The organism is Hyphomonas sp. FCG-A18, assembly GCF_045287255.1.
Taxonomy (GTDB): domain Bacteria; phylum Pseudomonadota; class Alphaproteobacteria; order Caulobacterales; family Hyphomonadaceae; genus Henriciella.
This window is the reverse complement of record NZ_CP137142.1, coordinates 2,585,451-2,599,295: the sequence shown is the minus strand read 5'-3', so window position 1 is coordinate 2,599,295 and position 13,845 is coordinate 2,585,451. Positions and strand designations below refer to the sequence as shown.

The 13,845-nt window shown below is 55.7% G+C and carries 9 protein-coding genes; 3 read left to right on the top strand and 6 right to left on the bottom strand.

All coding sequences use genetic code 11. The features are described from left to right. Window positions 1-20 precede the first annotated feature (20 nt). From mgtE to gyrA, 5 genes are read right to left on the bottom strand one after another with little or no spacing between them, the layout of a single operon-like run. Window positions 21-1,394: a magnesium transporter gene (mgtE, locus tag RYZ27_RS12810; RefSeq protein WP_406679911.1), complete on the bottom strand. Its 1,374-nt coding sequence runs from the start codon at window positions 1,392-1,394 to the stop codon at window positions 21-23. A 53-nt stretch (window positions 1,395-1,447) separates the two neighbouring features. Beyond that, complete coding sequence (gene queA, locus RYZ27_RS12805) at window positions 1,448-2,506, bottom strand: tRNA preQ1(34) S-adenosylmethionine ribosyltransferase-isomerase QueA (RefSeq protein ID WP_406679910.1); 1,059 nt, start codon at window positions 2,504-2,506, stop codon at window positions 1,448-1,450. Between the two features lie 9 nt (window positions 2,507-2,515). Further along, on the bottom strand, window positions 2,516-3,400 hold the full coding sequence (locus tag RYZ27_RS12800; RefSeq protein WP_406679909.1) for a peptidylprolyl isomerase: 885 nt from the start codon (window positions 3,398-3,400) through the stop codon (window positions 2,516-2,518). Further along, window positions 3,397-3,894, bottom strand: a complete 498-nt coding sequence (gene coaD, locus RYZ27_RS12795) for a pantetheine-phosphate adenylyltransferase (RefSeq protein ID WP_406679908.1) — start codon at window positions 3,892-3,894, stop codon at window positions 3,397-3,399. Before coaD ends, RYZ27_RS12800 begins: the two co-directional genes overlap by 4 nt. Window positions 3,895-3,939: 45 nt before the next feature. Next, window positions 3,940-6,711, bottom strand: a complete 2,772-nt coding sequence (gyrA, locus tag RYZ27_RS12790) for a DNA gyrase subunit A (protein WP_406679907.1) — start codon at window positions 6,709-6,711, stop codon at window positions 3,940-3,942. Window positions 6,712-6,864: 153 nt separating this feature from the next. Here gyrA and RYZ27_RS12785 point away from each other — a divergent pair, with 153 nt between their 5' ends. Further along, on the top strand, window positions 6,865-7,896 hold the full coding sequence (locus RYZ27_RS12785; protein ID WP_406679906.1) for a Kelch repeat-containing protein: 1,032 nt from the start codon (window positions 6,865-6,867) through the stop codon (window positions 7,894-7,896). Between the two features lie 42 nt (window positions 7,897-7,938). On the opposite strand, the gene ssb is transcribed toward RYZ27_RS12785, so the two are convergent. After that, entirely contained in the window at window positions 7,939-8,436 is a 498-nt protein-coding gene (gene ssb, locus RYZ27_RS12780) for a single-stranded DNA-binding protein (protein WP_406679905.1), read from the bottom strand. A 260-nt stretch (window positions 8,437-8,696) separates the two neighbouring features. Here ssb and uvrA point away from each other — a divergent pair, with 260 nt between their 5' ends. Beyond that, a complete protein-coding gene (gene uvrA, locus RYZ27_RS12775; RefSeq protein WP_406679904.1) occupies window positions 8,697-11,693 on the top strand; it encodes an excinuclease ABC subunit UvrA in 2,997 nt (998 codons plus the stop codon). A 113-nt stretch (window positions 11,694-11,806) separates the two neighbouring features. Then, window positions 11,807-13,828 (top strand): peroxidase family protein, encoded by a 2,022-nt coding sequence (locus tag RYZ27_RS12770; protein WP_406679903.1) that lies wholly within the window; start codon window positions 11,807-11,809, stop codon window positions 13,826-13,828. Window positions 13,829-13,845 lie beyond the last annotated feature (17 nt).

Below are 13,845 nucleotides of genomic sequence, written 5' to 3'. Positions count from 1 at the left end.
CGCGCCGCTTAGGGCAAACACTACAGGAGAACGAGCGTGGCAAGACCGAGGAAGCTGAAAAACGCCATCACATCGGTCAGAGTGAGGACGAAAACTGAAGACGCCACGGCAGGGTCGGCCCCTAGCCGCTTCAAGGTCAGCGGGACCAGAATGCCCGAAATCCCGGCCCATACGAAGCTCGCAAACATCGCCACACCGATCACGACAGCAAGGTCAACTTTCCAGAACCAGAAGAAGGCGATCAAGCCAACACCGACGGCAAAAATCAGCCCATTCACCAGTCCTGTCAGCGTTTCGCGCACGACCGCGCGGCGGCTGGCCTTGCCTTCCATCTCACGCTCCGCGATGGCGCGCACAGCAACAGTAAGCCCCTGACTTCCCGCATTGCCCGCCAAGGCGGCAACAACCGGCATCAGAATGGCAAGCTGTACAAGCCGATCCAGTGTGCCTTCAAACAGCGAGATGATGCCTGAGGCAATAAAGGCAGTAATCAGATTGATGGCCAGCCATGGCGCGCGCGCTTTGACTGATTCCCAGACCGTATCGGAGCCGTCCGCCGAAGACACACCGGCGAGGGCCAAAAGGTCTTCTGTGTTCTCTTCCTGAATAACGTGGACCATGTCATCCACAGTGATCATCCCGATCAGGCGCCCGTTTGGATCTTTGACCGGAGCAGAGGCCAGCGCATATTTCTGGAACTGATAAGCGACTTCTTCCTGATCCATATCGACCCGAATATCGGAATCGAACGTCTCCATAATGTCTGCAAGTTTTATATCTCGCTCAGTCCGTAGGAGCTGGGATAGCAAGACATAGCCAAGCGGTTTGTGCATTGGGTCAACGACGTAGACTTCATAAAAATCAGTCGGCAGATCCTCGGCATTGTCACGCGCAAAATCAATTGTTTGCCCAACCGTCCAGAACTCAGGCGCCGACAGGAATTCACGCTGCATCAACCGACCAGCGGTGTCTTCCTCATAAATAAGATTGGCTTCCAGAACGGCGCGGTCTTCAGGTTCCAGCTCATCGAGGACACGCTCGCGGCGTTCATCGTCTAGGTCCTCGAGAACAGCCGTGGCATCATCGGAGTCCATCTCGTCAATCGCGTCGGCAACAGCCTTATCGGAGAGAACTTCAACCGCGTCTTCCCTGTATTCGTCTCGCAGCTCAGCCAAGACTTCCGAGGGCAGCTCACCGCCCAGAAGCTCAACAGCAGTTTCGAAGTCCTCGGTGGAGAGCTGCTCAAGCAGGTCGGACGCATCAGCCGGGTGTAGTTGCTCAATCGTTTCTGACAGCCAGACTTTATTGCCCTCCAACACGGCATGTTGGAGGTCTTCCAACAAAGCTTCAGGCTCGGACACAGCCTCAGCGTCAGACTCTTGGCGTTCGCTCATGGCCTGTGTGTGGCCTGTCAGCGAGAGGGATGCAAGGGCTTGTTTGTCTTGCGTCAGGGCAAAAGCAAACAGGCATCGCCATACGAGTAAAAGCGATAATCCTCCCGCACAGCATGGGCGTAGGCCGCTTGCATAATGTCAGTATCCATCAAGGCACAAACCAGCATGAACAGGCTCGATTTTGGCAGATGGAAATTCGTGACCAACGCGTCCGTGGCACGGAACTTATAACCTGGCATCAGGAAGATATCTGTTGGCCCAGTAACAGCCTCAATCACCTCATCAGGGCGTGCCGCGCTTTCAAGCGTTCGCAGGGCCGTCGTGCCCACGGCAACACAGCGCCTGCCGCCCTGCCGAGCAGCATTCAGCCGGGCGGCAACTTCTGGTGTGACGCGCCGCCATTCCTCATGCAGTTTGCCCGCTTCAATCTGCTCATCTTTAAGAGGGGCGAACGTGCCGAGTCCGACATGCAGCCGGACTTGCTCACGTACAATACCAGCTGCATCAATTTCACCGAGTAATCGCGGTGTGAAGTGCAGGCCCGCGGTTGGGGCCGCAACTGATTGAGCGTCATCGCTGGCAAAGCTGGTCTGATAGGTGTTCCTGTCATTGGCATCGGCGGCGCGACGGCGCGCGATATAGGGGGGCAGGGGCATGGCGCCAAATCGATCAAGCGCGGAATCCAGATTGGCGCCAGACTGTTCAAACCGAAGTACGGTTTCACCGCTTTCCAACTTATCGATCACCTGCGCGGCAAAATCCTCTCCAAAGGTGATCTGATCCCCAATCTTCAGTCGTTTGCCAGGGCGAGCAAGGGCGCGCCATGTGCGTTGGTCTACCCGTTCAACCAGATTGGCATCAACGGGGATATCATTGCCCAGCTCATCCCGCGCGGCCCGAACCCCTTTCAGGGCTGCCGGGATGACGCGTGTATCGTTGAAGACCATGACATCGCCCGGATCGAGATAGCGCGGCAAATCCCGGACAGTTGCATCTTCCAGGCGGCCATCGCCATGGACGACAAGCATACGGGCGGCGTCCTGTGGTTCAACAGGACGCAGCGCAATATTGGCTTCGGGAAGCTCGAAGTCGAAAACAGATAGATCGGTCACAGTTTAAAACTATTTTCCGAGGACAGCAGGAACCGCTGGAAGATCGCAGATATGGGTTCCCGTTCGATCCGCAGCTTCAAGCCGCTCAGTCCATTCTGGCGTGTCTGTACGCTGGACCCAGACCTTTGGCTGCTCGCTTTCAGGGAGCGTGGAAACAAGTACGGCTTTCTGTAGAATATCAGGATTATCAACCGGGGAGCCATTCTCACCGCGGCCAAGCTTGATGTTGTCAACGGCCTCTTGTCCGAGCAGGACACGGCCTTTGGCAGTATAGCCTTTGTCTAGATGTTCGGCCCGGCCTGTCATCAGGAAGAATTGGGCATTACCGGAGTTTGGATCATTTGTGCGCGCTGTTGAAACAACGCCCTTACAATGTGGAATCCAGCTCTCAACCAGGCCATCAATGGAAAGGTCCGCCAGGAATTGGGCCTGGGTTTCGATCGGGAAGCCCATATAATAACCACCAACGGCTGAATCAGCAGGCCCGATCGGGTCAATTGCCATATCAGCAGGGCTACGGCGGAACGTAAACTCACCTGCCATTGGCTCCAGCATGCTTTCGCGGCCATGGGTTTGCTCGACATCACCGCCTTGCGCCATGAAGTCCCGGATTACCCGGTGGAAAGGCGTGTTGTCATAATGACCATTGCGCGTGTAGGCGCGGAATTGTTCAGCATGGACTTCTGCCACTGCCGGGAGAAGTTCGATGACGACTTCGCCTTTGGTTGTGGTCAGGATGATCAGATTGTTCGGGTCAACAGCGCGCCAGGCGTCTGGATTGGCTTTAACATCTTCAACTGTTGGGGTCGGGGCCTCTTCGGTTGGAGTTTGTGCACCAGCACATGCGACGATACCAAGACAGGTGAGGGCTGTCAGAGCTGAACGAATGATCATTTGCGATACTTCTCCAGTAAACGTTCTTTGACTGTCGGTGTCACAAACGACGTGATGTCGCCGCCAAACCGCGCAATCTCTTTCACCAGACGCGAGGCCACCGCCTGATGTCTTACATCGGCCATCAGGAAGACAGTTTCAATCTCGCGATTCAGTGCCTCATTCATGGCGGTCATCTGGAACTCATACTCAAAATCTGAAACCGCCCGCAGGCCGCGGACAATTACATTTGCCCCGACACTTTCAGCAAAATGCATCAGCAATGTGTCAAAGGGCAAAACTTCAACTTTGGCGCGGCCCGGTCCTTCGAGTTTGCCGCACTCTTCTTTCATCATCTCAATGCGCTCTTCGAGCAGGAAAAGCGGGCGTTTCGCTTCGCTGACAGCAACGCCAATGATCAGGCGATCAACCAGTTTCATCCCTCGACCAATAATATCGAGATGCCCCATCGTGACCGGATCAAATGTTCCCGGATACAGCCCAACGCGTTCCATAGCTTCCTCCGCGCATCCGGTCAGCGAGTGGAATTGCCGAATGCCTTAGCTCTCTTCTGTATCGTCTTCACCCGTGTCGGCAAGACGTGCCACAGAGACAACCCGCTCAGTTTCCTTGGTGCGCAGGACCCAAACGCCGGATGTGGCGCGCCCGGCAATGCGGATTTGCTCAACCGGTGTGCGGATCAATTGCCCGGCATCTGTGACCAGCATGACCTCATCTTCATCAGCCACCGTGAAGGAGGACGCGATCTTCTTGATCGGTCCAGCCTTCTTGTTGCTGCCCCAGATATTATGCGCGACAAGCCCTTTGCCGCCACGCCCAGTGACGCGGTAATCATACGCGCTTGAGCGCTTGCCCATGCCGTCATCTGCGATTGACAGAATGAACTGCTCTGCAGCGCCAAGCTCGGCAATACGCTCTGGCGACAGAGCGGCTTCGTCTTCGCCATCATCGCCCTCATCGTCGGCAACGGCTTCAACAGGTTCTTCATCATCGCCCATTGCGGCGCGGCGCATCGCGGTTGCGTGTTTGAGATAGGCGCGAGCCTCAGCACTGGTCACATCAATATGGCGCAGAATGCCCATGGATATAACTTCATCGCCATCGGCCAAGCGAATGCCGCGTACACCCGTTGAGTTACGGCCTGCAAAGACACGAACGTCATCGACGCGGAAACGGATACATTGGCCAAGCGCTGTGGTCAGCATGACATCCTGATCTGGTGAACAAATCCGTACACGGACAATGCCATCACCCTCGTCCAGTTTCATCGCAATTTTGCCGTTGCGATTGACGCGAATGAAGTCGGACAGCTTGTTGCGGCGGATCCCGCCAGAGCGGGTCGCGAACATCACGTCCAGCTGCTGACGCGACTCCTCATCATCTGGCAGGGGCATAATGCTCTCAATCCGCTCATCCTTGGATAGCGGGAAGATATTGACCAGCGCCTTGCCGCGCGACTGTGGTGATCCAATCGGCAGCCGCCAGACCTTCTCCTTATAGACCATGCCTTCAGAGCTGAAGAACAGGACCTCGGTATGGGTATTGGCCATGAAGACGCGGGTGACAAAATCCTCGTCCTTCATCGAGATGCCGGATCGGCCTTTGCCGCCGCGATGCTGGGTCCGATAGGTCGCGAGCGGGGTCCGCTTAACGTAACCGCCATGGGTCACGGTCACGACCATATCTTCGCGCTCGATCAGGTCTTCATCATCAAGGTCAGCGCCGCCAAAGGTAAACTCAGAGCGCCGCGGCACCGCGAACTTCTCTTTCACTTCGTTGAGTTCACCACGGATGATATCCAGAACGCGCGGACGTGAGCGCAGAATGTCGAGATAGTCAGCAATCTTTTCAGCCAGACTCTTGGCTTCATTACCAATCTCATCGCGGCCAAGCCCGGTCAGGCGAGACAGCTGTAAGGCGAGAATGGCGCGCGCCTGTTCATCTGACAGGAAGATCGCTTCATCGCCATCCCAGCGCGTACGACGGTCGGCGACCAGATCCAGAAGTGGTCCCATATCCATGATTGGCCAGGCTTTTGCCAGCAAACGCTCGCGCGCGGTGTTCGGGTCAGGAGCATGGCGGATAATCGCGATAATCTCATCGATATTGGCCACAGCCAGCGCCAAGCCAACCAAGACGTGCGCGCGGTCACGAGCCTTGTTCAGGTCAAACTTGGTACGGCGGGCGACAACTTCTTCGCGGAACTGAATAAAGGCCTGCAAAATCTGGCGCAGGTTCAATTGCTCCGGGCGTCCACCATTCAGCGCCAGCATATTGGCCGGGAACGATGTCTGCAGCTGAGAGTAGCGGAAGAGCTGATTTAGAACGACGTCGCCGCTCGCATCCTTCTTGATCTCAATCACCACCCGGATGCCGTGACGATCAGACTCGTCGCGCAGATCAGCGATGCCCTCAATCTTCTTGTCGCGAACCATCATGGCGATTTTCTCAACCAGCGCGGCCTTGTTCACCTGAAACGGTATTTCGGTCACGATAATGGCCTGACGCCCGTTGCGCATTTCCTCAAAGTCGGTTTTGGCGCGCATCAGGACAGAGCCGCGGCCCTCCAGCAAGGCCTTGCGAGAACCGGTATAGCCGAGGATTAGGCCACCTGTCGGGAAATCAGGTCCGGGAACAATTTCCAACAGAGCTTCATCATCAATCGCCGGCTCATCAATCATCGCGAGGGTCGCATCGATCACTTCGCCCAAATTGTGTGGCGGAATATTCGTCGCCATCCCAACCGCGATACCGCCCGCGCCATTGACCAACAGGTTTGGATACTGGGCAGGCAGGACCATCGGTTCCTGTTGAGAGCCATCATAGGTGTCCTGAAAGTCGACTGTATCCTTGTCGATGTCGGCGAGCAGGTAAGTCGCTGCCTTCTCCATCCGCGATTCAGTGTAGCGCATCGCCGCAGGAGGATCATTATCGATTGAGCCGAAATTCCCCTGACCATCAACCAGTGGTAGTCCCATCGAGAAAGGCTGTGCCATCCGCACGAGGGCGTCATAAATCGCGCTGTCGCCATGCGGGTGGAAGTTACCCATCACGGCCCCGACAATATTCGCGGATTTCTTATAAGGCTTATCCGGTGTGTTGCCGTTGACCTGCATGGCGTACAGAATCCGGCGGTGCACGGGCTTCAGACCATCCCGGACATCCGGCAGTGCCCGGCTGACAATGACGCTCATCGCATAGTCGAGATAAGACCGCTTCAGCTCAGTTTCGATGCTGACCGGATCAACGCCATCTTCGGATGGCAGATCAGGTGTTTCCGGCTCTTCTGGCGGCGTATTTTCGTCACTCACGGGCTGGGCCTCTTTTCTTGTGCGTGCGGGCGCGCGAATCGCCTGCATTTATAAGGGAAAATACTAGCAGGAGAGCCCGGCATATACAAACGCTGCTCTGTTGTTTTACATCTGCTCAGAACACCGACCCCATCGAAGATTCAGGAGCTTGCCATGTCTCACCTCACCATGACCCGCCGAATAGCGCTGTTGGGCGGGGCAGCAGGGCTGGTGAGTGCATACGCAATTGCGGAAGGCGATCCTGCTTCAGATGGCTCTGTTTCGGCAAAGGAGTGGGCAATGGGGCCTGCTATGCCCCTTGCTGTGCAGGAGATTTATCCGGCCTTGCATAAAGGCCGTATCCATCTTGCCGGGGGCTTTGTGGCTGAAAATGGCACGATTACAGGGCCGACCGCTATTCATCACGCGCTTGACCTTGAAACGGGTGTCTGGAGCGCGCGTGCCAGCCTACCCGCTGCGCGCCATCATCCACATCTGATCAGCTTTAAGGATAAGCTCTATGCGATTGGCGGATTTGAAAGCGCCCCTGAAGCCATCTGGCAGATGCAAAGCACAGCATGGGTCTATGATGATGCAGGCGATGCGTGGTCAGATGCGCCAGCTTTACCTGCGCCGCGTGGGGAGGCCGTCACGACCGTTATCGGTGAAGGCCTGCACTTTGCGGGTGGGCGCGAGCAGATTGGCACAGCCAATGCGGCTTGGTCAGACCATGTCGACACCAATACCCATTGGCGTTTTGACGGTTCAGTATGGCGGGACGTGGCTCCACTCCCGACCGCTCGAAATAGCGCTGCAGCGGCAATGATCGGCGAAAACTGGCATGTCGTTGGCGGACGCACAGTCGCGGATGGCAATACGCCTGCACATGAAGTCTATGATGCCAGAGAGGATCGTTGGAGGTCTGCTGCCCCAATGCCACAAGGTCAGGCTGGATTGGCCGCGGCAAGTGTAGGTGGAATGCTCTATGCCTTTGGCGGGGAGTTTTTCGATAATGGCGGCGGCGTTTATCCAGAAGCCTGGGTCTATGATCCGGCTTCTGATGTCTGGGCGGCCATTCCGGACATGCCATATCCGCGCCACGGCCTTGGCGGCGTTGCTGTCGAGGATAAGATTTATCTGATCGGCGGAGCTCTTGAAGTCGGCGGCACTGAAACCACTAGTATTGTCGAGATTTATGCGCCCTAGAGCAACAGACGCGAGGCGCAGGCTTCGCGTCCGGTATCGCCTTTAAAACGGGATCTCATCGTCAAAGTCCTGGCTGAAGTCTTGCGCCGGGCCTTCCATCTGGCGTGGGCCGCCACCGCCGCGCTGTCCGCCGCCATAGCTGCCACCGCTCTGATCATAGCTCATGGAGCGGCCACCGCCCTCGCTATTGCGGCTGTCGAGCATGGTCAGGTTGCCGCCATAGCCGCGCAGGACGACCTCGGTCGTGTACTTATCCTGACCGTTCTGATCCTGCCATTTGCGGGTCTCTAGCTGGCCTTCAATATAGAGCTTAGAGCCCTTCTTCACGTATTGCTGGACAACCCGGACAAGACCTTCATTGAAAATCGAAATCCGGTGCCACTCGGTCTTCTCGCGGCGCTCACCGGTATTCTTGTCTTTCCAGTTCTCTGATGTCGCCAGAGAGAAAGAAGCAACCTGCCCGCCATTCTGGAATTGACGAACCTCAGGGTCCTGCCCAACATTTCCAACAAGGATTACCTTGTTCACTGAACCTGCCATTGTTCGCTCCGATCATTCTGCTTCCGAATCCAAATCTCTCGCTACAATGCCGCAAAGGCCCTGTCGCGTCTGATCCTTCACCTATCCACAGAACATGGCCGTGTCAATTTTTGTTCTTTTTATGTTCACATTCTGCTATCCCCGATTTATAGGGGATGCAGTGAAAAGCTGTAAGTTCACAATATGTTCTTGCTGTCAGGCTGGACTCGCGGCACACATCTGTCGTTGAACAAATCGCTCGCAAAACAAAGATATCGCCCATGGTCGCTTCTCTAGAATCCCCCTTCATCCGCGTTCGGGGCGCGAAAGAACACAATCTCAAAAGCGTTGATGTCGATATTCCGCGCAATCAGCTTGTGGTCGTGACGGGGCTCTCTGGTTCGGGGAAGTCCTCACTCGCTTTCGATACGATCTATGCCGAGGGGCAGCGCCGTTATGTCGAGAGTTTGAGCGCCTATGCCCGCCAGTTCCTGGAACTGATGCAGAAGCCGGATGTCGAAAGCATTGAGGGCCTCTCACCTGCGATCTCGATTGAGCAAAAGACCACCAGCCGGAACCCGCGATCCACGGTCGGCACGGTTACTGAAATCTATGACTATATGCGCCTGCTTTGGGCGCGCGTTGGCATTCCATACTCGCCAACCACGGGCCTCCCGATTGAAAGCCAGACGATCAGCCAGATGGTTGATCGGACAATGGCGCTGGAAGAGGGCACACGCCTTTACCTGCTCGCCCCAATGGTTCGCGGCCGCAAAGGCGAATATCGCAAAGAATTTGCCGAGCTGCTCAAGAATGGCTTCCAGCGCGTGAAGGTGGATGGTGAATTCTATGACCTCGAAACCCCGCCAACGCTGGATAAGAAATACAAGCACGATATTGATGTTGTCGTGGATCGCATCGTTGTCCGTGAGGGCATGGAACAGCGTCTGGCAGAGAGCTTCGAGACAGCCTTGCCGCTCGCCAACGGGATCGCTGTGGCGGAGTATGCCGACATTGCTGAAGGTGAAACTGAACCCAAGCGCATCGTTTACAGCGCGAACTTTGCTTGCCCGGTTTCCGGCTTCACCATTCCGGAAATTGAGCCACGCCTGTTCTCGTTCAACAACCCGTTTGGGGCGTGCCCGACCTGTGATGGTCTCGGTCAGCAGCTCAAGATTGATCCAGACCTGATTGTGCCCGACCGCGACCTGACCCTCAACAATGGCGCGATTGCGCCTTGGGCCAAGCAGGCGAGCCCCTATCAAACCCAGACCCTTCAGGCGCTCGCTGACCATTATGACTTTGACCTGCAAACGCCGTGGAACAAGCTGCCCAAGAAGGTTCACGAGGTCATTCTGAATGGCACAGGCGAGGAAGAAATTGATTTCGTCTATGATGATGGCTTGCGCCGCTATGAAGTGACCAAGACATTCGAAGGTGTGATCCCCAACCTCGATCGCCGTTTCCGTGAGACAGACAGCCAATGGGCGCGCGATGAGATTGCGAAATTCCAGTCCGCCGCGGCCTGCCCATCCTGTCTGGGCAAGCGTTTGCGGCCAGAGGCTCTGGCGGTGCGCATTGCCGGGCTGGATATTTCGGATGCCGCGAGCTTTTCCATCCGTGAGGCCGGCGAATGGTTCGCCAGGGTCAATGACACTCTGACGCCGCAATCGCAGGAGATTGCCAGCCGTATCCTCAAAGAGATCAATGATCGCCTGACCTTCCTGAATGCGGTCGGTCTGGAATATCTTTCCATGTCGCGGTCTTCCGGCACGCTCAGTGGCGGTGAAAGCCAGCGCATTCGTCTGGCCAGTCAGATCGGTTCAGGCCTCACCGGCGTGCTCTATGTGCTCGACGAGCCAAGCATTGGCCTGCACCAGCGCGATAATGAACGCCTACTGGAAACGCTCAAACGCCTGCGTGACCTCGGCAATTCTGTGATCGTGGTTGAGCATGATGAGGACGCGATCCTGACGGCTGATCATGTCATCGACATGGGCCCGCGCGCCGGAGTGCATGGTGGCCAGATTGTCAGTCAGGGGACTTCGGGCGAGGTGATTGCCGATCCGGAGTCGTTGACCGGGGCATACTTATCGGGGCGCGAAGAAATCCCGATTCCGGAAGCCCGCCGGATCCAGAAAAAGTCCCGTTCGGTCACCATTAAAGGGGCGACCGGAAACAATCTGAAGAAAGTCGATGCGACGATCCCGCTTGGCACCTTCACGGCGGTCACAGGGGTTTCAGGCGGCGGCAAGTCCACCCTGATCATCGAGACGCTCTACAAGGCGCTGGCGCGCAGATTGAACAATGCGAGCAAGGTCCCGGCTCCTTATGAGAGCATTGAAGGTCTGCATCATCTCGACAAGATTATTGAGATTGACCAGAGCCCGATTGGCCGAACGCCGCGTTCTAATCCTGCAACGTATACTGGTGCGTTTGGTCCGATCCGGGATTGGTTCGCTGGCCTGCCAGAAGCCAAAGCACGTGGCTACAAGCCCGGTCGTTTCTCTTTCAATGTCAAAGGCGGGCGGTGCGAGGCCTGTCAGGGCGATGGTGTTATCAAAATCGAGATGCACTTCCTGCCAGACGTCTATGTCACGTGTGAGACGTGTGAGGGCAAACGCTATAATCGCGAAACACTGGAAGTCCTCTATAAAAGCAAATCGATTGCTGACGTCCTCGACATGACGGTTGAGGAGGCGGAGAAATTCTTTGCCGCGGTTCCCGCGATCAAATCCAAGATGGAAACGCTCAACCGCGTTGGCCTCTCCTATATCAAGGTCGGCCAACAGGCGACGACGCTGTCTGGCGGCGAGGCGCAACGCGTTAAACTCGCCAAGGAGCTATCAAAACGGGCCACGGGTAAGACGCTCTATATCCTCGATGAGCCAACCACGGGCTTGCACTTTGATGATGTTCGCAAACTGCTCGATGTGCTGCATGAGCTGGTCGATACGGGCAACACAATCGTCGTGATCGAGCACAATCTCGACGTTATCAAAACCGCCGACCATATCATCGACATTGGTCCAGAGGGCGGGGATGGCGGCGGCCAGATCGTAGCGGTAGGTACACCGGAACAGGTGGCCGAGACGGAAGGCAGCTGGACCGGGAAGTTCCTCAAGGAAACGTTTGAGCGTCAGGACGAGCGCCGGGCCATGGCTGGCAAATCACCACGCGTGAAACCGAAAAAGCCCCGGCCAAGAAAGCCCCTGCAAAACGCAAGACGAAAGCAAAGGCGTGATTTGAAATCTGTGAGCCGCTCTTGCCGACGTTAAGAGCGCATTTCAGACTTTCCAGTCTTTGCAAGATTTAATACAGGGCAAGTCTCGACGAGGTGACTTGTTTGAGGTTTCTAGGGCCAATTGGCTTTGTAGTGGGAGTGATGTCTATGAAATACAGCCTTTTAGCGGCGACAGCCGCGCTTGGTCTTGCAGCGTGCAGTGGCTCAGGCGGCAGTGATAATGTCAGCCCGCTCCCGACCGTAAATGCGGGTGTGGATCAAACCGCCGCCGAAGGCGACCTCGTTGAACTCAGCGGCACGGTTAGCCAAACGGGCGGGTCGATTGATTTCATCTGGGCACAGGTTGCGGGACCAACAACGGGCTTAACCGGGACCACGACCCTGACACCGCAATTCCGGGCCGTAAATGTCAATGACGCTACGGATCTTGTTTTCCGTCTGACGGCAACAAATGGTGAAGCGACAGCCATTGATGAAGTCACCGTAACTGTGAATGATCGCCCACGTGTTAATGGGCCGTCCGCACGTGGGATTACTGGCAATATTGAAACGCGGCGTACCGATGCGATTGCTGCCCGCCCAACAACAAGTCCGGTTTTTGAGGGACGGGATGTGCGGACCTATGACGGTACAAACAATAATACATCCAACACGACCTGGGGCGCTACATTTACGCAGTTACAGCGACTTGCGGATTCAGATTACGGAAATGGTTTCTCCTCACAAGCTGGTCTGGGGCGGACCAACTCGCGATTGGTTTCAACACGCGCCATGCAGCAAGATGATGGTGTGTCGGTTCCAACGGCTGGTGATAGCAGCGACTTCCTATGGCTTTGGGGCCAATTCATTGCCCATGATATCGGGCTTGCCGATGGCGGCGCAGAATCTGCCGATATTACGGTTATAAGTGGTGATGAGACATTTGATCCGGACTCTACGGGCGCGGCGGTTCTGCTGTTCAACCGGGCTTTTTTCGATCCTGCGACAAGCGTCGATCCAGACCCTGATGTACAAGATGATGAGATCCCACGTGAGCAGCTTAATGAGATGACAAGCTGGCTGGATGGCTCAGTGATCTATGGTAACAGCGCCGCGCGCGCAGAGGCTTTGCGCGATTCTGGAAATCGAGCCTTGCTTGCAACCAGCGCGGGTAATCTGCTCCCCATTAATACAACAGGTTTGACCAATGCGATTGGGTATGAGGCCGATGGTTCTGGTCTGTTTGTCGCCGGTGACTACCGTTCCAATGAGCATCTTGGTCTTGCTGTTCTGCATACGTTGTTTATGCGTGAACATAATCGCCTCGCAAGCGATATTCAGACGGCTAATCCTGGCTTGAGCGATGATGAAGTGTTTGAGCGGGCACGCCGTCTTGTAGTCGCAAAGCTGCAAATCATTACTTACGAAGAGTTTCTTCCGGCGCTGCTCGGTGCGGGAGCTATCCCGGCCTGGACAGCATATGATGATACGATCGACGCATCTGCCTATAATGCATTTACGACGGCAGTTATGCCATTCATCCATTCTATGCAGAGCGAGCAATTCCTTCGTCTTGATGCAACAGGCGCTGTGATCGCTGCGGGTAATGTTGAGCTCAAGGATACGTATTTCGCGGCGCCGACATTCCTGACGGATGCGGCTTCCATTGAGCCTGTCTTACGCGGCTTGGCGGCCCAGAAGCATCAGAATCTGGACCTTCAGCTGGTTGACGATTTGCGCAATACTTACCTTGCTGCGCCCGCCGATGGCGGTTTGGACCTTGCGGCTCTGATCATTCAGAATGGCCGTGATCATGGCTTGCCAGATTATAATGATTTGCGTGAAGAGCTTAGTCTGACGCGTGCAACAACTTTCGCGGACGTGACATCAGATGCAGATATTTCAGCAGCGCTGACCGCAGCTTATGGCAATCCGAACGTTGTTGATATCTGGGTTGGCGGTATGGCCGAAGACCCTGTCACAGGCTCTCAACTGGGCGAATTGTTCCAGACCATTATGGTTCGTCAGTTCACGGAATTGCGGGATGGCGATCGTTTCTGGTGGGAAAATGATCTGACGGCTGCTGAGCAGACAGAAGTTCAGGGTACGGTTCTGGCCGATATTATCCGAGCGAATACCGGTATCTCCACTGAAATTCAAGATAATGTCTTCGTGGCCGTAACGCCATAAGCCTTGTTTAAACCCAA

What these genes read in the sequence shown, in the direction of transcription:
- RYZ27_RS12800 (WP_406679909.1), bottom strand. Translation starts at nt 3,400, where the DNA reads ATGATCATTCGTTCAGCTCTGACAGCCCTCACCTGTCTTGGTATCGTC.
- mgtE (WP_406679911.1), bottom strand. Translation starts at nt 1,394, where the DNA reads ATGAGCGAACGCCAAGAGTCTGACGCTGAGGCTGTGTCCGAGCCTGAA.
- ssb (WP_406679905.1), bottom strand. Translation starts at nt 8,436, where the DNA reads ATGGCAGGTTCAGTGAACAAGGTAATCCTTGTTGGAAATGTTGGGCAG.
- coaD (WP_406679908.1), bottom strand. Translation starts at nt 3,894, where the DNA reads ATGGAACGCGTTGGGCTGTATCCGGGAACATTTGATCCGGTCACGATG.
- uvrA (WP_406679904.1), top strand. Translation starts at nt 8,697, where the DNA reads ATGGTCGCTTCTCTAGAATCCCCCTTCATCCGCGTTCGGGGCGCGAAA.
- RYZ27_RS12785 (WP_406679906.1), top strand. Translation starts at nt 6,865, where the DNA reads ATGTCTCACCTCACCATGACCCGCCGAATAGCGCTGTTGGGCGGGGCA.
- RYZ27_RS12770 (WP_406679903.1), top strand. Translation starts at nt 11,807, where the DNA reads ATGAAATACAGCCTTTTAGCGGCGACAGCCGCGCTTGGTCTTGCAGCG.